At 67.4% G+C, this 18,866-nt stretch carries 18 protein-coding genes and 1 pseudogene; 7 read left to right on the top strand and 12 right to left on the bottom strand.

Annotation, left to right across the window (positions count from 1 at the left end):
* Positions 1-84: 84 nt before the first annotated feature.
* On the top strand, positions 85-1,341 hold the full coding sequence (locus F1D05_RS20445) for an ABC transporter permease (RefSeq protein ID WP_185441778.1): 1,257 nt from the start codon (positions 85-87) through the stop codon (positions 1,339-1,341).
* Here the strand turns inward: F1D05_RS20445 and F1D05_RS20440 are convergent.
* Together F1D05_RS20440 and F1D05_RS20435 are read right to left on the bottom strand one after the other, a co-directional pair.
* Complete coding sequence (locus F1D05_RS20440; RefSeq protein WP_185441777.1) at positions 1,327-2,604, bottom strand: MFS transporter; 1,278 nt, start codon at positions 2,602-2,604, stop codon at positions 1,327-1,329. The two genes, F1D05_RS20445 and F1D05_RS20440, sit on opposite strands and share 15 nt — an antisense overlap.
* 42 nt (positions 2,605-2,646) lie before the next feature.
* Entirely contained in the window at positions 2,647-3,120 is a 474-nt protein-coding gene (locus tag F1D05_RS20435) for a DUF4188 domain-containing protein (RefSeq protein ID WP_185441776.1), read from the bottom strand.
* 77 nt (positions 3,121-3,197) lie between these two features.
* On the opposite strand from F1D05_RS20435, the gene F1D05_RS20430 reads away from it, so the two are divergent.
* Entirely contained in the window at positions 3,198-3,830 is a 633-nt protein-coding gene (locus F1D05_RS20430) for a MerR family transcriptional regulator (RefSeq protein ID WP_185441775.1), read from the top strand.
* A gap of 1 nt (position 3,831) precedes the next feature.
* On the opposite strand, the gene F1D05_RS20425 is transcribed toward F1D05_RS20430, so the two are convergent.
* Positions 3,832-4,764 carry an acyl-ACP desaturase gene (locus F1D05_RS20425; RefSeq protein ID WP_185441774.1) on the bottom strand — a complete coding sequence of 311 codons (933 nt, stop codon included), beginning with the start codon at positions 4,762-4,764 and terminating at the stop codon, positions 3,832-3,834.
* Positions 4,765-4,915: 151 nt separating this feature from the next.
* Here F1D05_RS20425 and F1D05_RS20420 point away from each other — a divergent pair, with 151 nt between their 5' ends.
* Both F1D05_RS20420 and F1D05_RS42050 read left to right on the top strand, forming a co-directional pair.
* Positions 4,916-5,332, top strand: a complete 417-nt coding sequence (locus F1D05_RS20420; RefSeq protein ID WP_185441773.1) for an acyl-CoA thioesterase — start codon at positions 4,916-4,918, stop codon at positions 5,330-5,332.
* Complete coding sequence (locus tag F1D05_RS42050) at positions 5,329-6,546, top strand: zinc-dependent alcohol dehydrogenase family protein (RefSeq protein WP_185441772.1); 1,218 nt, start codon at positions 5,329-5,331, stop codon at positions 6,544-6,546. Before F1D05_RS20420 ends, F1D05_RS42050 begins: the two co-directional genes overlap by 4 nt.
* Before the next feature lie 80 nt (positions 6,547-6,626).
* On the opposite strand, the gene F1D05_RS20410 is transcribed toward F1D05_RS42050, so the two are convergent.
* Together F1D05_RS20410 and F1D05_RS40520 are read right to left on the bottom strand one after the other, a co-directional pair.
* Positions 6,627-7,178, bottom strand: a complete 552-nt coding sequence (locus F1D05_RS20410) for a glycoside hydrolase family 75 protein (protein ID WP_185449856.1) — start codon at positions 7,176-7,178, stop codon at positions 6,627-6,629.
* A gap of 187 nt (positions 7,179-7,365) precedes the next feature.
* Positions 7,366-7,629: pseudogene (locus tag F1D05_RS40520) on the bottom strand (CBM35 domain-containing protein); the annotation flags it as partial.
* A gap of 302 nt (positions 7,630-7,931) precedes the next feature.
* Between F1D05_RS40520 and F1D05_RS20400 the strand changes: the two are divergent.
* Both F1D05_RS20400 and F1D05_RS20395 read left to right on the top strand, forming a co-directional pair.
* On the top strand, positions 7,932-9,389 hold the full coding sequence (locus F1D05_RS20400; protein WP_185441771.1) for a pre-peptidase C-terminal domain-containing protein: 1,458 nt from the start codon (positions 7,932-7,934) through the stop codon (positions 9,387-9,389).
* A 157-nt stretch (positions 9,390-9,546) separates the two neighbouring features.
* On the top strand, positions 9,547-10,980 hold the full coding sequence (locus F1D05_RS20395; RefSeq protein WP_185441770.1) for a M12 family metallo-peptidase: 1,434 nt from the start codon (positions 9,547-9,549) through the stop codon (positions 10,978-10,980).
* 96 nt (positions 10,981-11,076) lie between these two features.
* Here F1D05_RS20395 and F1D05_RS20390 read toward each other — a convergent pair whose 3' ends face one another.
* Both F1D05_RS20390 and F1D05_RS20385 read right to left on the bottom strand, forming a co-directional pair.
* Entirely contained in the window at positions 11,077-11,652 is a 576-nt protein-coding gene (locus F1D05_RS20390; RefSeq protein ID WP_246485802.1) for a transcriptional regulator, read from the bottom strand.
* 53 nt (positions 11,653-11,705) lie between these two features.
* The gene (locus F1D05_RS20385; RefSeq protein ID WP_246485801.1) at positions 11,706-12,251 is read right to left on the bottom strand and encodes a hypothetical protein; all 546 of its coding nucleotides are present in this window, start codon (positions 12,249-12,251) and stop codon (positions 11,706-11,708) included.
* A gap of 173 nt (positions 12,252-12,424) precedes the next feature.
* On the opposite strand from F1D05_RS20385, the gene F1D05_RS40515 reads away from it, so the two are divergent.
* Positions 12,425-13,870: a PEP/pyruvate-binding domain-containing protein gene (locus F1D05_RS40515; protein ID WP_246485800.1), complete on the top strand. Its 1,446-nt coding sequence runs from the start codon at positions 12,425-12,427 to the stop codon at positions 13,868-13,870.
* On the opposite strand, the gene F1D05_RS20375 is transcribed toward F1D05_RS40515, so the two are convergent.
* The 5 genes from F1D05_RS20375 to F1D05_RS20355 all read right to left on the bottom strand — a co-directional run bounded on the left by F1D05_RS20375 (position 13,830) and on the right by F1D05_RS20355 (position 18,859).
* The gene (locus F1D05_RS20375; protein WP_206685779.1) at positions 13,830-14,612 is read right to left on the bottom strand and encodes a phosphotransferase enzyme family protein; all 783 of its coding nucleotides are present in this window, start codon (positions 14,610-14,612) and stop codon (positions 13,830-13,832) included. The two genes, F1D05_RS40515 and F1D05_RS20375, sit on opposite strands and share 41 nt — an antisense overlap.
* 850 nt (positions 14,613-15,462) lie before the next feature.
* A complete protein-coding gene (locus F1D05_RS20370) occupies positions 15,463-16,536 on the bottom strand; it encodes a hypothetical protein (protein ID WP_185441767.1) in 1,074 nt (357 codons plus the stop codon).
* On the bottom strand, positions 16,533-16,697 hold the full coding sequence (locus tag F1D05_RS20365; RefSeq protein ID WP_185441766.1) for a hypothetical protein: 165 nt from the start codon (positions 16,695-16,697) through the stop codon (positions 16,533-16,535). The genes F1D05_RS20370 and F1D05_RS20365 overlap by 4 nt, the downstream gene beginning before the upstream one ends.
* Positions 16,698-16,801: 104 nt before the next feature.
* Positions 16,802-17,653: a DUF72 domain-containing protein gene (locus F1D05_RS20360; protein ID WP_185441765.1), complete on the bottom strand. Its 852-nt coding sequence runs from the start codon at positions 17,651-17,653 to the stop codon at positions 16,802-16,804.
* Positions 17,654-17,779: 126 nt separating this feature from the next.
* The gene (locus F1D05_RS20355; protein WP_185441764.1) at positions 17,780-18,859 is read right to left on the bottom strand and encodes an inositol-3-phosphate synthase; all 1,080 of its coding nucleotides are present in this window, start codon (positions 18,857-18,859) and stop codon (positions 17,780-17,782) included.
* Positions 18,860-18,866 lie beyond the last annotated feature (7 nt).

Raw genomic sequence — 18,866 nt, 5'->3', positions numbered from 1 at the left:
CCTGGCGGCTCGCCACCTGGGAGCCGCTCGCCTTCCCCGCCCACCAGGGTGCTGGGGAGGGCGCGGCTCGCTCTCGCCGGGCTCGTGCGGCGAGCCGCAGGCTCTCGCTCCAGCCGCGGTAGGAAGCGGCGGCTCAGCGGCGGACCCGCAGTACGGGATCTGCTGGACGAGGCGCTAGCGGGCGTGGCCGCCCGGCCGACGCGGTTGATTCTGACCACGCTCGGCACCGTGCTCGGCGTGGCGGCGCTGGTTGCGACGGTCGGACTCGGGCAGACCGCGAACGGCCAGATCACCCAGCGCTTCGACCTCGCCGCCGCCACCCGAGTAGTGGTGTCGCCCGACGACAAGGGCGGTCAGCAAGGCGAGGCGGCGACCCAGTTGCCATGGGACGCCCCAGACCGGATCCGTCGCCTGAGCGGAGTCGACGCCGCCGGCACGGTGAGCGCCCTCGACGTCGGCGACGACCTGGTCCGCAGCGTTGCCGGGCTCGACGCGCAGAAGGACGGGCACGCGCTGGGCGTGCTGGCGGGCTCGCCCGGACTGTTCGACGCGGTCCGGGCGAGCCTGCGGACCGGCCGGTACTTCGACTCCGGGCACGACTCCCGCGGTGACAAGGTGGTTGTCCTGGGCAAGAACGCGGCCGACCGGCTCGGCATCAACCGGGTCGACTCCCAGCCGGCCATCTTCATCGGTGACCAGGCGTACACGGTGATCGGCATCCTCGACTCGGTCAGCGGCCGGGCCGACCTGCTCGACTCGGTGATCATGCCGAACGGGACCGCCAAATCGGCGTACGGGCTGAAGGCACCGGACTCGCTGGAGATCCGCACCCAGGTCGGTGCGGCTCAGCTGATCGCGAAGCAGTCGCCGGTCGCGATCGACCCGAACAACCCGAGCACGCTGAAGGTGGACGCGCCGCCGGCACAGGGCGGCGTACGGAAGGGCGTGCAGAACGACCTGAACGCTCTGTTCCTGCTGCTGGGAGCGGTCGCGTTGCTCGTCGGCGGCCTGGGCATCGCGAACGTGACCCTCTTGTCGGTGCTGGAACGAGTCTCCGAGATCGGCTTGCGACGAGCCCTGGGCGCCGCGCGACGACACGTTGCCCTGCAGTTCCTGGTGGAAAGCGTGCTGGTCGGCTTCCTCGGTGGACTGCTCGGTACTGCGGTCGGCGTGATGCTCACCGTCGGTGTCTCGTGGGGGCGCGACTGGACGCCGATCTTGTCCACCTCGCTGTCGTTCGGCTCGCCGTTCCTGGGCGCGTTCATCGGCCTCGTCGCCGGCACCTACCCCGCTTGGAAGGCCTCGGCCATCCAGCCGATCACGGCCCTACGCGGTGCTTAACGGCTGGCGCGCCGACAAGCGCGAGTACGTCAGCGCGGTGAGGAAGAAGCCGAGCACCACGAAAGCGAGTACCGGGTAGGACTTCCCGTCGTCGGGCAGGATCACGGCACCGAGTGCGGCCGCCGAGACCTGCCCGACGTTGAAGATCATGTCGTAAAGGGAGAACACCCGGCCCCGATAGACATCGTCGACACCCGTCTGGACGAGGGTGTCGACGCTGATCTTGATGCCCTGCGCGCAGAAGCCGGTGAGGAAACCCGAGACCAGGATCGCGGGCTGGGTATAGAGGCCGCCGGGGAACGCGGTCACCACCGCGGCCGCCACGAACAGCACGGTGATCCAACGTCTGAGGGTCAGCACGCGGGTCGCCCAGGGCGTCACCAGAGCGGCGATGAACAGGCCGGCGCCGACCGCTCCGGTTGCCAGCGCGAGTGCGCCGAACGCCTGGTCCAGCTGGTCAGGACCGTAGAACTTGTTGCGATACAGCAGGATCATCGCGACCGTGACCAGGCCGAAGAAGAACCTGAGTGAGCCGATCGCGGCCAGTCCGAGCGCTGCTTGCCGCCGCTCCTTGAGGTGCCGGCCGCCGTCGATCAGCCCGGCCAGGATGCCGCGGATCGCCTCGACGACACCGGGCTCGTCGCCGGTCAGATCGGGGCCGAGTTGGCGCCGGCCGAGCCGCAACGCGAGCAGGGCCGCGGCGAGGTAGACGGCGGCCGTAGTACAGAGAACTGTCAGGTCCGAGTCGGAGACGAGTTTGACGCCGGCTCCGACGCCGCCGCCGATCAGGAAGGACGCGGTGCCCGAGGTGGGGGTGACCGCGTTCGCCATCACCAACTCCTCCCGTTCGACCACGTGGGGGAGGCCCGCGGACAGGCCGGAGAGCAGGAAGCGGTTGACGCCGAGCGTCAGCAGTACTGCGAGGTAGAACGGGACGCCGGCGTTGCCTAGGGCAACGATTGCGCCGACGACGAGGACCAGTGCGGCCCGGGTCAGGTTCGCGCCGAACAGGATCTGCCGACGCGACCAGCGGTCCAGCAGGACGCCTGTGAAGGGGCCGAGGACCGAGAACGGCAACAGGGCGACCGCGAAGAGGCCGGCGATCGCGGCGGCATCCGGCGCCCGCTCCGGCGAGAACAGCACGTACGCCGCCAGCGCGACCTGGAACACGCCGTCGCCGAACTGCGACGTCAGCCGGACCGCGAACAACCGCCGGAAATCCCCACGCCGCAACAGCCTGCCGAGATCCCGGATGAACTGCACGCGTGCACTGTAACCGCCTACCGACCAGCCAACTCAGGGCACTTACTTCTTGGCCAGCCGTTCGGCGGCGCTGCGACCCCGGCTGTTCGCCGGGACGACACCCGACACCTTTCCCAGCCCGAGCAGCGGCATGTTTCCGTAGATGGTTTCGAAGCCGCCCGCCGGTACGACGTACGTCTCGTGCCAGATCCCGACGTTGTTGCCCTGGTAGGCGAGCTTGAAGAACTTGGTCCAGGCCGGGCGGTGGGTGCGATCCGGGTCGTTCGCGAACGCCTGCAGTTTCTCGGCCGACTCCCAGTACTGCAGCATCGTGGTGGTTCGCAGCCCGGCGAAGGTGCGGAAGCCGAGCAGCCCGCTCGCCGGGTCCGCGCTCAGTTCGCGAACCATCGGTCCCATCGCCTTCGCGACCGGCAGCCACTCGCGCCAGGCGCGCAGCCTGTTCACCCGCATCCCGATCAGGAACACCACCAGGTCCTTGTCGTACGCCGCGGTCTGCCGTCCTTCGATGACGCTCATCGCCCACCCCTCTATTGGATACTGCAACTCTCTAATATTGGAAAGTGATACTCTCCAAAAGTCAAGAGGGAGTGAGTATGTGGATCGCTGAACTGTCCCGGCAGACCGAGGTGCCGGTGGCGACGATCAAGTTCTATCTGCGCGAAGGCCTCCTGACCGCCGGCGAATCGGTCGGCGCGACCAGAGCCCGGTACGACGATGCGCACGTCCGCCGCCTCCGCCTGATCCGCGCCCTCGTCGGGGCAGGCGGCCTCAGCCTGGCCCGCGTCCGCGGCGTACTCAGTGCCGTCGACGAGGAGACCCGCGAGCTGCACGACGTACTCGGGACCGCGCACGGCGCGCTGATCCCCGAGACCATCGAGGCCAGCCCCGAATCCCTTCAGAAGGTCGACGAACTACTGACCGACCACGGCTGGCTGGTCGACGAGAATGCCCCCGACCGCGCCCTGCTGGCCAGTGCGCTGGACGCCCTCGAAAAGGTCGGCTACCAGCTCGACTCGACTCTGCTCGACACGTATCTGGTGGCCGCCGAGCAGGTAGGCAACGCCGACGTCGCCCACCTTCCGACCGACGACCGCGCTCACACCGTCGAGTCGACCGTCATCGTCACCGCCCTGGGCGGCCCTGTCCTGCTGGCCCTCCGCCGGCTGGCACAACAAAACGCCTCGGCCCGCCGCTACGGCGCAGTACGCGGCAGGCCTTGTCCGTAGCTCAGGCCTGGGCTCGGGCTGCCTGGCGCTCTAGGAGACGGGTGCGCTGCTCGACGAAGCGGGTGGCCTGGGTGTCGAGGGCGGCCATGAACTCGGCCAGCTCGTCGCGGGCCTTCTCGCCGTCGCCGGAGAGGTCCTCGCGCTCGAAGACCTTCCAGTTCCGCAGGATCGGCGCGACGACCTCGTCGTGGTGCAGCCGCAGGTCGTAGATGCCGGCCTTCGCGATCGTCACCGAGTTCCGGGCGAACCCCTCCATCGTGGCGCCCGGCATCGAGAAGTCGCGGACCTCGTTGGTGACGGCCCGCATGGTCTCGTTCGGCGCCGCCTCGAACGCGGCCGCGACCAGGTTGCGGTAGAAGATCATGTGCAGGTTCTCGTCGGTCGCGATCCGGAGCAGCAGCTGGTCGGCGATCTTGCAGCCGGTCGCCTTGCCGGTGTTGCGGTGCGAGACGCGGGTGGCCAGCTCCTGGAAGCTGACGTACGCGATCGCCTCGAGCATGTTCTTGTCGACCTGGTGGCCGGCGGTCATGTGCGCCATCCGGGCGACTTCCAGCTCGACCGGGTCGACCCCGCGAGTGACCACGAGGTAGTCGCGCAACGCGATCCCGTGCCGGCCCTCTTCCGCGGTCCAGCGGCCGACCCACGTCCCCCACGCCCCGTCGAGACCGAACTGGGTGGCGATCTCCCGGTGGTACGACGGCAGGTTGTCCTCGGTCAGCAGGTTGGTGATCATCGCGACCTTGGCGACCGGGTCCAGCCGGGACTGCTCCGGCGCCCAGTCCTCGCCGCCGAGGAAGGCGAAGTCGCGGCCCTCGCTCCACGGCACGTAGTCGTGCGGGTTCCAGTCCTTGGTGATCTTCAGGTGCCGTTCGAGGTTCTCCTCGACGACGGGCTCCAGCTCGTGCAGCAGATTCGTCACCAGCTTGGCGTCCATCGCGAGCCTCCTGGCGCCCCACTCGACGGCGCGCCTCGACTGGCGCACCAACGGCCTCGACGGCCAGGCACCTGCCCCCACCCTACGGCACCGTAAGTTACGCGACCGTAGGTTCGGCATGTCCAGTGCTTCAGCGCCTTATGGTGGGCCGATGGACCGCAGCGGCTATCCACACTTCCTCGCGATCGGCACGCGCTGGAAGGACAACGACGTCTATGGGCACGTGAACAACGTCGAGTACTACAGCTTCTTCGACACCGTGATCAACGACTTCCTGATCCGGGCCGGTGAGCTCGACATCCACGGCGGCGACGTGATCGGTCTCTGCGTCGAGTCGCAATGCACCTTCAGGCAGTCGCTCGCGTTTCCCGACTCCGTCGACGCCGGCCTCCGCGTCTCGAAGCTCGGCAACTCCAGCGTCCACTACGAGATCGGCCTGTTCCGCTCCGGCGCTTCCGACCCAGCCGCAACCGGCCGCTTCGTCCACGTCTTCGTCTCCCGCACCGACCGCCGCCCCGTCCCGGTCCCGCCTGCGATCCGGACCGCCCTGGAAGGAATCACCGGATGATCGTCCAAGGTGCCGTACTGCGGGAGATGGGTCTCCCCAGCCCGTACGCCTTATCGCGGCCACTACGGATAGAAGAGGTGGAGCTCGCTCCACCCGGCCCAGGGGAGCTCCTGGTCCGGATCCGCGCCGCTGGCCTCTGCCACTCGGATCTCTCCGTCATCGACGGCTCCCGCCCCCGCGTGATGCCGATGCTGCTCGGCCACGAAGCAACCGGCGAGATCGTCCTCTCCGAGGCCCGCGGTTTCGCCGCAGGAGACACGGTCGCCTTCGCCTTCGTCCCCGCCTGCGGAACCTGCCCACCCTGCGCCGAAGGCCGCCCCGCCCTCTGCGAACCAGCCGCCACCGCCAACACCTCCGGCACCCTCCTCACGGGCACCCGCCGCCTTTCCACCGCGTCTTCCCACCCCGCGCCCTCCACCGCGTCTTCCACGACCGCGCCCACCACCACGCCCTCCACGACCACCACCGGCACCGCGTCTTCTGACGGGCCCAGCCCTTCCGACCTCCACCATCACCTGGGTATCTCTGGTTTTGCGGACCATGCGGTGGTGTCGGCCAGGTCGGCCGTCAAAATCGACCCGGAACTCCCGCCCGAGATCGCGGCCCTGTTCGGGTGCGCTGTGATGACTGGGGTGGGCGCGGTTGTAAACACCGCCCGTGTGCAGGCGGGACAGAGCGCCGCCGTCTTTGGTCTAGGCGGCGTCGGCCTGTCTGCTCTACTCGGAGCGGCGCTTGTCGGCGCGCATCCGCTGGTCGCGGTCGACGTCGTACCGGAGAAGCTGGAGCTCGCCAAGGAGCTCGGTGCGACTCACGCGATTGATGCCCGTGGCAACGATGTTGTCGAGCAGGTACGAGCGGCTACTGATGGCGGCGCGCACTACGCGTTCGAGACCGTCGGCAGCGCCGCAGTACTGGCCCAGGCCTACCAAGCGACCCGCCGTGGCGGAACCACCGTGACGGTCGGCCTCCCGCATCCTTCGCAGACCTTGAGCATCCCGGCCGTCAGCCTGGTAGCCGAAGAGCGCACCATCAAAGGTTCCTACCTGGGCTCAGCCGTCCCCAGCCGCGACATTCCCCGCTACATCGCCCTCTACCGCGCCGGCCGCCTACCGGTCGATCGGCTGCTCACGTCCACGCTCGGCCTCGACGACCTGAACGAAGCCTTCGACACCCTCGCCGCGGGGACCGCGATCAGACAGGTGCTCGTCCTCTGAGCAAGGGGGTGACGGTCAGCCGCAAAGCCGGCCGCCACCCCCGCCCTCGCAGTACTAGCCGCCACCCCGCCCTCGCAGTACTAGTTGTTGTTGATGAAGGTCCGGGCGAGTTCCTGACCGCGGGAGACGGCCAGGTCGTGGCTCTCGATCGGGTTGATGGTCGAGTTCTTGAAGACGATGTACGTCACGCCCGAGTCGGTGCCGCCGTTGCTCGGGTCCGGGTTGATGCCCAGCTGGACCGCCGAGGCGTACGACGCTTCGCCGATGATGTCGGTCGGTCCGGTGTCACCGACCACCGCATAGGTGACCTGGTTGTTGTAGATCACCGCGACCACACCGCCGCCGGCGATCTGGAAGTTCTCGTAGTTCCAGGTGCTGCTGGGGCTCGGCACCACGACGTACGGAAGCTGGGCCGCGTTCAGCGGCTGGTCGCTCGACGTGTGGAAGGCGGTGTCGGGCAGGAAGCAGCAATCGGTGTTCTCGTTGCACTGCGAGGTGCGGACGCCGTCGCAGTCGATGTCCATGTCGGCCTTCCAGAAGACCGCGCCGTTCTTGCCGCAGACCGGGATCGTCCGGCCGAGTTCTTCGTCGGTCTTGTAGGTGCCGTTGGAGATCTGGCTGCAGGTGGTCACCTTGGCGAGCAGTTCGGCCGCGGTCGGCGCACCGCCACCGCCGCCACCGGAGTCCGTGACGGTGAGCGAGTCGAGGTTGGGGCCACCGTTGGCGGTCGTCGCGGTGGTCTTGATCGTGTGCGAGCCGGGCCGACAGCGTCGTGTTCACCGTGGTGGTGTTCCAGGTGGTCCAGACACTTGTACTGGCGAACTGCGGCGTCGCGACGGTGGTGCCGTCGACCGCGATCGTCATCGGCCGGTTCACGGTGGTGCCGTTGGAGAACCGGAACGCCAGCGCGGCGCTGCCGGCCGTACCGACATTCACCGTGAATGTGACCGAGGAGCCGGCCACATTGTCGTAGTTGACGAATCCGGTGCCGGTGAAGCCGGCGTGGTTGGACTCGACCACGCCTTGGGTCCGGGCGGCATTCTCTGCCTGGTACGTCGTGGTCGCGGCCAACGCCGGCGTCATGCCTGCCGGCACCAGCAACAGGCTGCCGAGTACTGCGAGGGCGAGTGCGAGGGGGCGGAACGTACGCATCTTTCACCTCTCCTATAGTTAGTAAACTTTCCTAACTATCTGAGCGCGAATGCGGTCCGTCAAGGGTTCGGAACAGATTGTGGTTCCGGAACTGGAAAAGGCTTGCCGAGCAAGCAAACGTTAATTTGAAGTGAAAGCGTATACAGCGAGGCAACCTTCGGGCAGGCTACCGAAAGTGCGCGAGAGTGCACGACTAGTGAGGCTAGTCAGGAGTCCCTGAGGAGGACCCCCGTATGCAAAGGTTCCGCCGAACCGGTGCGCTCGTAGGTACCGGTGCCATTCTGTTCGGAGCGCTGGCGGTCGTCGCCGGTAACCAGGCAGACGCCCAGCAGGGTCCGTCCCCGGTCCCGTTAGACCAGCTTCTCGGCCAGCAACTCGAGGGCCGGCCGCTGCAAGGTAAGACCGCGCTGGCCAAACTCCAGCCCCGACTCGCCGAGCTCGCCGAGCGCAACGGGATCGCCGAGCTGAAGCTGCAGCAGATCCTCGCCACCGACCGGACGAGCTGGCTCGACAAGGACGGCAAGCTCTTCTTCAAGGAGCCGGTCGCCACCGCCGAGGAGAAGGCCGCCACCTCCTCCTCGAAGGTCTCGAAGAAGACCCTCGCGGCCGCGGCCGCCGGTCCGGCGTTCGAGCTGCACAGCAAGTCCGGCTCGAACCGGGTGATCTACCTGGACTTCGACGGCCACACGATCACCAAGACCGCGTGGAACTCCAACGGCAAACCGGCGACCGTGAACGTCACGGCGTACGACACCGATGGCAACACGAGCAACTGGAGCGCGGCCGAGCAGTCCGTGGTCCGTGAGGTCTGGGCCCGGGTGTCGGAGGACTATGCGCCGTTCGACGTCGATGTCACCACGCAGGCGCCGCCGGAATCGGCGATCGACCGCACGAGCTCGTCCGACCAGCAGTACGGCACGCGGGTCGTGATCGACCCGACCACCTGGTACCAGTCCGGCTGTGGTTGTGGCGGTGTCGCCTACGTCGGTGTCTACGACAGCACCAGCCAGCACTCGTACTACCAGCCGGCCCTGGTCTTCACCAAGGGCGTCGGCACCGGTGCGAAGAACATCGCGGAGGCCGCGTCACACGAAGCCGGCCACAACGTCGGGCTCAGCCATGACGGCACCGCGTCGGTCGGCTACTACTCCGGACATGGCGCCTGGGCTCCGATCATGGGCGTCGGCTACTCCAAGGCGATCAGCCAGTGGAGCAAAGGCGAGTACAGCGGAGCCAACAACAAGGAAGACGACTTCGCGGTGATCGGCCAGAACGGTCTGGCGCTGCGGGCCGACGATCACGGAAACGGCACCACCGATGCCACCGCCCTGAGCCTCGGTGCTACCGCAAACGGGATCTACGCCAACGACTCCGACGTCGATACCTTCCGGATCGACCTGGCAGCCGGCACCTTCACCTTCGCGGCGAACTCGGCGGCTGTCGGCGGTGACCTGGACATCAAGCTCCAGTTGCTGAACTCGGCCGGCGCGGTGGTCGCGACCGCCGACCCGGCAGCCGGCCAGTCCAACTCCGGTACGCCGACCGGCCTGAGTGCGAGCATCCGCCAGCAGGTGGCTGCGGGGCGCTACTACCTGCGCGTCGACAACACCGGCTACGCCAACCCGCTGAACACCGGCTACTCCACCTACGGCAGCCGCGGCGCCTACACGCTCCGCGTCACCACCAGCTAGTCAGTACTGCGCGCGCCGGTTGCTGCGGGCGGTCCGCCCCGCTCGCAGCACTTGCACCACGGATTTGCCCGGGTCGCTGCTCTCCCTGGGGGGAGCAGCGACTTTCGGGGTCGGGGACCACAGCGAGGTTGGGGGGAATCCTTGAGGAGGATTCCGGATGGATCGCAAATTCCGCCGTACCGGTGCGCTCGTCGGCGCCGGTGCCGTCGTTTTCGGAGCGCTGGCAGTTGCTACTGGCAACCAAGCTGACGCGCAACAGACACCACTCGATCAGTTGCTCGGCCAACCCACACCGGGCCGGGCAGCACTTGGCAAGGTGCAGTCCCGGCTGGGGGAGCTCGCCCAGCGCAACGGTCTGACCGAACAGAAACTGCGCGAAACGCTCGCCACCGACAAGACCAGCTGGCTCGACCCGCAAGGCCGGTTGTTCTTCCGTGAGCCAGTTCTGACTCCCGCCCAGAAAGCGCCGGAAGCTTCGCCGCACTGGGCCACCAAGGCGGTTGCCGCAGCCGACGGGCCTGCTTTCGAGCTGCACAGCAAGGCCGGCTCGAACCGGGTGATCTACCTGGACTTCGACGGCCACACCATCACCGGCACGGCCTGGAACTCGTCCAAGGGCGTCGACCCGGTCAACGTCACGCCGTACGACACGGACGGGACTCCGGGCACCTTCAGCACGGCCGAGCAGGACGTCGTACACGAGGTATGGGCGCGGGTCGCGGAGGACTACGCCCCGTTCGACGTCGACGTGACGACGCAGCAGCCCGCCCCGGACGCGATCAACCGGACCGACGCGAACGATCAGCAGTACGGCACCCGGGTGGTGATCGACCCGACCGGCTGGTACCAGACCGACTGCGGTTGTGGCGGTGTCGCCTACATCGGTGTCTACGACAACGCCGGTCAGCACGACTACTACCAGCCGGCGCTCGTCTTCACGAAGGGTGTCGGCACCGGCGCGAAGAACCTCGCCGAAGCCGCGTCCCACGAGGCCGGTCACAACGTCGGCCTCAACCACGACGGCACCGCGAGCGTCGGGTACTACGAGGGTCACGGCTCCTGGGCGCCGATCATGGGCGTCGGCTACTACCGCGGGATCAGCCAGTGGAGCAAGGGCGAGTACTCCGGCGCGAACAACACCGAGGACGATTACAACGTCATCGGCACCCATGGTCTGTCGCTCCGGACGGACGAGGTCGGTGACAGCACTGGGGCTGCTGCCGCCCTCGCCGTCGGAGCGACCGCAACCGGTGTGATCGCTGCCGAGTCCGACGTGGACGTTTACAAGATCACCATTGGTGCCGCAGGCAACTACACGGCGACGGCGAGTGCCGCCGTGCTGGGTGGCGACCTCGACATCAAGTTCGATCTGCTGAACAGTGCGGGCACCGTCGTCACCTCGGCCAACCCGGATTCGGGTCAGAGCGACGCCGGAACGCCCACCGGGCTCAGTGCGACTGCCACCAGCAACCTGCAACCCGGCACGTACTACCTGCGCGTCGACAACACCGGCTACGGCGACCCGCTGAACACCGGCTACTCCACCTACGGGAGCCGCGGGGCCTACTCCCTCGCCATCAACCCGTCCTGAGCCCCTCGGCCGCCCCGATTCCTCGCGGCCGTGCTGAACCGGCGGTCCTGAACTCCTGCGGTTGGTCATCCTCTGGCGGGGTGACCAACCGCAGGCCTATTCCCCGCGCTGCAGGCCGAGCGTGGCGAGCAGATCCTCATGCAGTTCGAACCACACGACGTGGCAGGAGTCGACACCTGTCCCGTCGACCCAGGCCACCTCACCCGCCGTCGCCCGGCCGAGTGCGCTGCTGAACCTGGTGTCGTAGCTTTGAAAGCGATCCAGTACGCCGACCAGCCGGTCCACTACCGACTTGAGCCCGCGATCCAATTCGCTCAGTTCGTCGATCACTTGCTGGTCCCAGGCCGGATCGCTGTGGTCGTTGAAGGCCAACGCATCCGCTGTCGTCGGCCTGAGCTGCCAGTCGGTGCAGGCTTGCTGAAGCCGCCCATTCAGCGGCAGGAACACTTCGCAGGCCTCGCTCACGGCCTCGCGACCACCCGCTGTTCCCTCGAGCTCCGCCGCCAACTGCCGCTCGTTCTCCGACCTGCCCGCGCTGGTCATCGACCACCCGCCCGTACCGGCGAACTCCGACCACCCGACCCACCCGAACGCCTGAAAATCAAGCAACAACTCAGCCGCCTGCTCGCGCCCAACCCCGAACCGCCTCGCGGTAGTCTCGTCATCAGCCATCCCCTTGAGCCGAACAGCATGCAACACCAACAACTCCACCTCCGACCGACGCGTCATCGTTCCGCCCCTCCAAACTGAGAGCGCGCCTGCTCCCCACGCGCCCGCTCATCATGCGCCTGCTCGCCACGCGTCTGCTCGCCACGCGCCTGCTCATCACGCGCCTGCTCATCACGCGGCTGCTCCCCGCCCGGCTGCTCTCCGCGGGCAAGGAGGCGATCGAGGCGTTGCTGACAAGCCTGCGGCGAATTCAGCCCGAGCGCCGTCGCCATCTGCGCCCAGGTCAGCCCCAGCCCTCTGGCAGCGAACAGCAACCCGGTTTCCAGTTGATCGATCTCAGCCCGAGCCGCCGGCAACAACCGCAGCGCCGCCAAGGCCGCCTCGGCGCTTCTGTCCTCTGTGCTTTCGGCGGTCCGGGAACTCGACTGCCAGACAAAGAACTGAATCAGATCCACCGCCGACGGCGGCACCGGCGCGGGCCGCCACGGCCTCCGCTCAAGACCATCAGCCCCCGCCACGAGCAACAACTCCCTCGCTTCCCGCTCCCGCTGAGCCGCCCGTTGATCCTCGGCCGGCCCACCACCCTGCTCCACGCTTCCCATCCGTGAACCATCTCGCCATCAACAGATTGTTGTCAACATTCTGTTGAAACCCTGTCATGCTTGTCTCGCGAACCACCCGCCCACCCGCCGACCACCCGCCCCACGGCGCCCGCCTCCTCGGAGCCGGTCGCGGACCGCCACCGGCACCACCCCCGACCGCGAAGGAGTGCACCTTGCTCATCAGCCTCCTGGACGCGACCCCACAGAACGCCGGCGCCAAAGCCGCAACCCTCGGCCGACTCGCCACTGCCGGTTTCCCGGTCCCGCCCGGCTTCGTTGTTCCGATCGCCAGCTACGAATCGACCGTCGCCCACCTGGACATCCCCACGGTTCTTGCCCAGCGCGGCCCCGACGAGGTCCGCCGCCTGATCGAGTCCCAAGCCTTCCCACCACAACTCCTGTCGGAGCTCGCCAACGCCTTGAGCTCCCTCGGCGACCTCCCCGTAGCCGTCCGCTCGTCCGCCACCACCGAGGACACCCCGCACGCCTCAGCCGCCGGCCAACATGACACCTACCTAGCCATCCACGGCCCCGCCGCCGTAGCCACCAAACTCCTGGCCACCTGGTCCTCCCTCTGGACCACACGAGCCGTCCGCTACCGCCACACGTTCGCTGCCGCACCAGGAACCGATGCGCCGACACCTACTACTCCTGCGACTGCCGTTCTCATCCAGCGCCACATCGATGCGGACGTTGCCGGGGTCCTCTTCACAGCCAGCCCCGGCAACAGCGTCCACTCCGCGTCGGGACAGGTATCGGTGATCGAGGCCTCGTGGGGACTGGGGGAGAGCGTGGTCCAAGGCTCGGTGACACCCGACGAGTACGTGGCGAGCGCGGACGGCGTACTCGAACGGCGTTTGGGTGACAAGCGAACCCGGATCGACCGGAGCCCGGAAGGAACGACCACCACCGAGGTACCGGCCGAAGCTCGTCGGCGTGCTTGCCTCAGCGACGACCAGGTGGTGCGGTTGAGGAAGCTCGGCGAAGACGTGGCGCACTACCTGGGCGGCCCCCAAGACATCGAGTTCGCCGTCGAGGGCGACCAGTTCTGGCTCCTGCAGGCCCGACCGATAACCGCAGCCCTGGCAACGAGCCCGCAGAAGACGCTCGGGCAGCAGATCGACGATCCGTCCAAAGGTGACGCTGTCGAGCGGAGAGGTGGTGCTGCCGAGTCGCTGGTGGCAGCGGCTGGTAGGTCAGACCTAGTACTAGCGGGAGCCGCCGGTCTACTACTACGGGGAACCGGCGGAAGCCCAGGAATTGCCACCGGACCAGCGCGCGTAGTCAACGGCCCCGAGGACTTCGCGAAGGTTGCCGTAGGCGACATCCTGATCTGCCGCTACACGGATCCAGCGTGGACCGCCTTGTTTACCGTGATCGCGGGCGTAGTGACGGAGACGGGCGGTCGCCTCTCCCACGCCGCGATCGTCGCGCGCGAACGCCGAATCCCCGCAGTCCTCGGCGTCCCAACCATCCTCAGCAGCGTGCAGGATGGGGACCTGCTCACAATCGACGGCAGTGCCGGCACCGTACGGGCACCTCGTTCCTCAGAACTATCTGCCACCCGAGCTCATCGATTCACTGCAAGGCAGCGATCCAAGACTTGTGGTGGGCCTTGATGTAGTCCGCGGTCGGACCCCAATGATCGCCATGTCCCTCCGCGTACAGACGGGCCCAGGGTTCCTGTCCGGTCTGCGACCCACGCCTGAGCAGGTCGTACATCCCACGCGTGTGGGCTTCGATCAGAGCGGGAAAGGCCCGGCGTTCCTCACTGTCCAGGCCGTATCCGTCCACCAGCGCGCGCAACCTGGGAGCGTCCGTGGCCGGATCGCCGTCCGCTCGGAAGGGTACGAAGCCGTGGGCGACGTACCCGAGGTCCCACGGCGCCGACCCCGGACCGGCACCGTCCCAGTCGATGAAGACCCAGCGATCGCCGTCGATCACCAGATTCCAGGGTGCCAGGTCGTTGTGACAGATGAGCCGACCGCCGGTGGGATCCGGGATCACGACATCCCAGGCCACCTCCGCGGGCGGGCGAAAGCTCGCCATCGCCTCATGCAGTTCGCGGACTACTTTGCCGAGCCGACGCAACTCGCTCATGGTGAACGGCGGCAGCGTGTCGGCAAGCGTCCCGGGGACGTACTCCACAACATGTCGGCCCCGACCATCTCTCCCCAGCGTGCGTGGGGCACTCTCGAAGCCGACCCGAGCCAGATGATCCAGCACCGCTTCGATGCCAGCAGTAGCGGGAATGGCGGGCTTACGCACCGTTGCCCCGATGCGCACCACACTGGCGGCGACATTTCCCCCGGCCAGAACCTCTTCGGCTCCTCCGGCCAGATCCCCTTCGGCCTCTTCCACCGTCAGATTCTCCCTTCCGTGATGGCATCGACGTCGCTGTCGACTCCACTGCGGCTTGTGTCCGGCCGCGATGGCTGAAGTCTCGCGTAGTTCGGTTGAGGGGTGGATGAAGGGGCGGGAGGTGGCTGCCACGGAGAGTCGGGAGGTTCCGGACGAATGGCGGACGCGGGGGTTCCGTGGTGCTTCCGGGGTTCTTGTCGGGCGAGGAGTTGGCACCGGCGCTTGGTGAGCTGGGAACGATGTTCCCCACCGCTGAGGGTTTCCACGACGGAACGGATGAACGGCGTGGGCGGTATGTGGACGACGAGTTCGACGGGATCGACGCGGTTCCGTTCGGCAGTACCGAGTTCAGCCTGCCGGCCGTGCATCGAGGATCGTGGAGCTTGCGGAGACCTTGCTCGGGCAGACGAAGCTGCGGTTGTCGTCGGCCGAGGCGTGGGCGAAGTACACCGGCGCCGCGTCGTACGACCAGAACCTCCATCGGGATCACCTGAACCAGACGATCCTGGTGCCGTCCACCGACGATCGCTACCAGCATCTCGAGATGTTCGTCTTCCTCGTCGATGTTCCCGAGGAACTCGGCCCGCCGCACCTGGTGCCGGACGAGCACACCGCGGAGCGGCCGATGAATCCGAACTTCTACCCACGCAGCGGCGGCAGCGGCGACTTCGTCTCGCCGGATGACAACCCCCGCCTGTACGACGCGGAGCAGTCCGGCGGTCGCAGTTATGAGTTGGGCTGGTACGAGTTCGTTCATCGTGCAACTCCCCGTCAACTAGAGCTCTTCGGCTTTCCCGGCCTCGGACCATCCGTACTGGACCGGGGAAACCCTCACCGACATCACCCGGCGCTACCCGGATCTCGACACCACCCCCTGGCGAACCGCCGCCGAGTAGGCGCGGTGCGGGCCGGTGACCGCTCGCGCGGCGGGGTGGGCTGGAGCTGGTTGTGCTGGCGCGGTTGGTGGGGCCAGGCCGGACAGGGCCTTTCGGAGGGGGAGGGTTTCTGCGGTCGGTCTGGTGGGGGACAGCGGCTGAGGTGGTTCGAAGATGGCCTCGGCGGTGGCTATTTCTTCGGTGAGGCGGTGGACGCTTCGGTAGCCGGCGGCTAGGGACTTGGTGGCGGCGAGGTCTCGGGGTTCGGTCTCGAACTGGGCGAGGGAGTCGAAGGAATTCCGGAGGGTCGTTTCGAGCCGGAGCCGGACGGCTGGTTCGCGGTCGGCTGGGACGAGGTCGGGAAGACGGCTCGATCGGTAGGCGGAGTCGACGATCAAGGGCCATTGGCCCTCGGCCGTCTGCCGGTTGAGTGCTCGGAGGGTCTCGCCTCGAGGCAGGCCGGCACGCCTGTCCAGGTCGGTGGTCAGAACTCGGACCGCAGGGACGAACGCCTGGTACGACGGTGCGCTGCGGACCTGCGAGATGCCGGGGGCAACCTCTTCGATGCCGAGACGGTCGAGGTACTCGTTCAGATGATCCTGTGCCCACGCCTCGGCAACGCCCTCTTCCAAGGGACGGGCTCCGGGCAACCGGAACGCAGCCCTGGCCGCGTCCTGGGTCGCGCCGGCCGGACCCAAGAAATGGGATTGCTCATGCAGCACGGTCACGAGTGCCTCCCGGCAACGGATCAGAGCCTCGTCCGGCTGCCTGACACCTGGCGACTCGTACAGCTCTCGCAAGGGATCGAGAATGCACTCGCGGTCCAGCTGCAGCGTCCCGTCCCAGTGGGCGACGCCGAGGATGCCTTCGCCGGCCTCGATGACGTGGCCGTTCCAGGCGGTCTGGTCGGCGCCGCTGACCTGGATGGCAGCCCGGGCATGCGCCGCCAGCAGAGCGGGCAGCGAGTCGGGTGGTCCTGCCGACCGGTCGACGTACCGGGCTGAGTTGAGGAGGTGCAGCGCCGCAGTGACCTCATCGGTGGCGGTCATCCGCGCATCGCCGTCGCCAGGCGGACGAGGGAGTCGGCGGATCGGCGCAGGTCGGTCCGTTCGGTGGGATCCTCACTGGCTGCCGCGCGGCGGCGCAACTCGGCGATCAGCCAGTCGGCTCGCGCTCGTCGTTCGTCGGTCTCAGGGATCTCGTGCTCCATCGCTGTCCTCCCGGGATTGGCTACTCGCCGGAGAACATATGGAGCCGCACCGCGAAGTCAGCCGCGGATTTCCAGGCTGTGGATAAAGGTGCTGTGGATAAACCTCAGAAGAGCGTCTCGGGCGCGGCCGGTAGCGGCTCGGGAAGCGGTGCGAGCCCAGGCACCAAAGTCCGCACCTCGTCGTAGAAGCGACGAGCCAGCTTCAGCGCATCGACGTTGTCGGGCGTGTGCAGGAAGACAGTCGGTGAGCGACCTTCAGCCAGCCAATCAACGACCGCCCGGACGAGATACGCCCAGCCCGCCATCGTGAGTGCTGGATCGTCCCGCCCGATGTACCGGACGATCGGGCGATCGGTGAGCGCGCGCGACCGCCGTAGTACGCGGGGCTTCTTCATCCAGGCTTCGCGTTCCGCATAGCTGGTCGCCGGAGTGCCGAACAGCGTCACGGTGTCGAAGAGCACCCATTCGGCACCGACGCGACCGAGGACCTGTTCGAGTTGCCGGGCCGAGCGCTCGTCGTCGAAGAACGAAGGGTGCCGGACCTCTACGGCGTACCGATAGGAACGAGGAAGCCGGTACAGGAAGGTCGCCAGCGTGCCGAGATCAGCAGGCCCGAAGGAGCCGGGCAGTTGAATCCAGAAGGCGTGATTGCGCGGACCGAGTGGCTCCATCGCCGTGAAGAAGCTCTGCAACTCTGCGTCCGCACCACGCAGCCGGCGCTCATGCGTGACCGTCTTCGGCAGCTTCAGCACGAAGCGAAAGTCCTCGGCGGTCTGAGCGGCCCAGCTCTCCACCGTGGCCAGGGCCGGCGTCGCATAGAAGGTGGTGTTGCCCTCGACCGCGTTGCACCAGCTCGCATAGGCGCGCAGGCGCTCCGACGGCGGCAGCGGATGGGGGATCAACCGGCCCTGCCAAGGCGCGTGCGTCCACATCGCGCACCCCACATGCAACCGCATGCCGCCGACGCTATCGAAGCCGTCCGACAGGAAAGCGCAACGGGCCCCGCGGCAAGAAGCCACGAGGCCCGCAGTACTCCGCGCTCGAAGTACGGAGTACTCAGCAGAACTGCAGGGGAACTGCGGTCAGCGCTCGACCTCGCCCTTGATGAACTTCTCGACCAGGTCGCGGCAGACGTCGTCGGCATACTGCTCCGGCGGCGACTTCATGAAGTACGACGAGGCGGACAGGATCGGGCCGCCGATGCCGCGGTCCTTGGCGATCTTCACCGCGCGGATCGCGTCGATGATGATGCCGGCCGAGTTCGGCGAGTCCCAGACCTCGAGCTTGTACTCCAGCGACAGCGGGACGTCGCCGAAGTTGCGGCCCTCGAGCCGGATGAAGGCCCACTTGCGGTCGTCGAGCCAGGCAACGTAGTCGGACGGGCCGATGTGCACGTTGCGCGGGTCGATCTTGTCGACCAGCTGCGAGGTGACGGACTGGGTCTTGCTGATCTTCTTGGACTCCAGCCGGTCGCGCTCCAGCATGTTCTTGAAGTCCATGTTGCCGCCGACGTTCAGCTGGTAGGTCCGGTCGACGGTGACGCCGCGGTCCTCGAACAGCTTGGCCAGCACGCGGTGCGTGATGGTGGCGCCGATCTGCGACTTGATGTCGTCGCCGACGATCGGGACACCGGCCGCGGTGAACTTGTCGGCCCACTCCTTGGTGCCGGCGATGAATACGGGCAGCGCGTTGACGAACGCGACGTTCGCGTCGATCGCGCACTGGGCGTAGAACTTCGCAGCCTGCTCGGAACCGACGGGCAGGTAGCAGACCAGGACGTCGACCTGGGCCTCGCGAAGGGCGGCGACGACGTCGACCGGCGCGGCGTCGGACTCGGTGATGGTCTCGCGGTAGTACTTGCCGAGGCCGTCGAGGGTATGACCACGCTGCACGGTGATGCCGCTCGGCGGCACGTCGCAGATCTTGATGGTGTTGTTCTCGCTGGCGCCGATCGCGTCGGCGAGGTCGAGGCCGACCTTCTTGCCGTCCACGTCGAACGCGGCGACGAACTCGACGTCGCGGACGTGGTAGTCGCCGAACTGGACGTGCATCAGACCGGGGACGCGCTCGTCGGGCTTCGCGTCGCGGTAGTAGTGCACGCCCTGGACGAGCGAGCTGGCGCAGTTGCCGACACCGACGATCGCTACGCGGATCGAAGTCATCTGGAAC

Source organism: Kribbella qitaiheensis, assembly GCF_014217565.1.
Classification (GTDB): domain Bacteria; phylum Actinomycetota; class Actinomycetes; order Propionibacteriales; family Kribbellaceae; genus Kribbella; species Kribbella qitaiheensis_A.
Note: the sequence above shows the minus strand (reverse complement) of the source record. Positions and strands in the feature narration are given on the sequence as shown.

Bases quoted from the DNA above. Each gene is read 5' to 3' on its own strand.
- F1D05_RS20435 (WP_185441776.1), bottom strand. From the start codon at position 3,120: ATGAGCGTCATCGAAGGACGGCAGACCGCGGCGTACGACAAGGACCTG.
- F1D05_RS20430 (WP_185441775.1), top strand. From the start codon at position 3,198: ATGTGGATCGCTGAACTGTCCCGGCAGACCGAGGTGCCGGTGGCGACG.
- F1D05_RS20425 (WP_185441774.1), bottom strand. From the start codon at position 4,764: ATGGACGCCAAGCTGGTGACGAATCTGCTGCACGAGCTGGAGCCCGTC.
- F1D05_RS20420 (WP_185441773.1), top strand. From the start codon at position 4,916: ATGGACCGCAGCGGCTATCCACACTTCCTCGCGATCGGCACGCGCTGG.
- F1D05_RS42050 (WP_185441772.1), top strand. From the start codon at position 5,329: ATGATCGTCCAAGGTGCCGTACTGCGGGAGATGGGTCTCCCCAGCCCG.
- F1D05_RS20400 (WP_185441771.1), top strand. From the start codon at position 7,932: ATGCAAAGGTTCCGCCGAACCGGTGCGCTCGTAGGTACCGGTGCCATT.
- F1D05_RS20395 (WP_185441770.1), top strand. From the start codon at position 9,547: ATGGATCGCAAATTCCGCCGTACCGGTGCGCTCGTCGGCGCCGGTGCC.
- F1D05_RS20390 (WP_246485802.1), bottom strand. From the start codon at position 11,652: ATGGCTGATGACGAGACTACCGCGAGGCGGTTCGGGGTTGGGCGCGAG.
- F1D05_RS20385 (WP_246485801.1), bottom strand. From the start codon at position 12,251: ATGGGAAGCGTGGAGCAGGGTGGTGGGCCGGCCGAGGATCAACGGGCG.
- F1D05_RS20370 (WP_185441767.1), bottom strand. From the start codon at position 16,536: ATGACCGCCACCGATGAGGTCACTGCGGCGCTGCACCTCCTCAACTCA.
- F1D05_RS20365 (WP_185441766.1), bottom strand. From the start codon at position 16,697: ATGGAGCACGAGATCCCTGAGACCGACGAACGACGAGCGCGAGCCGAC.
- F1D05_RS20360 (WP_185441765.1), bottom strand. From the start codon at position 17,653: ATGCGGTTGCATGTGGGGTGCGCGATGTGGACGCACGCGCCTTGGCAG.
- F1D05_RS20355 (WP_185441764.1), bottom strand. From the start codon at position 18,859: ATGACTTCGATCCGCGTAGCGATCGTCGGTGTCGGCAACTGCGCCAGC.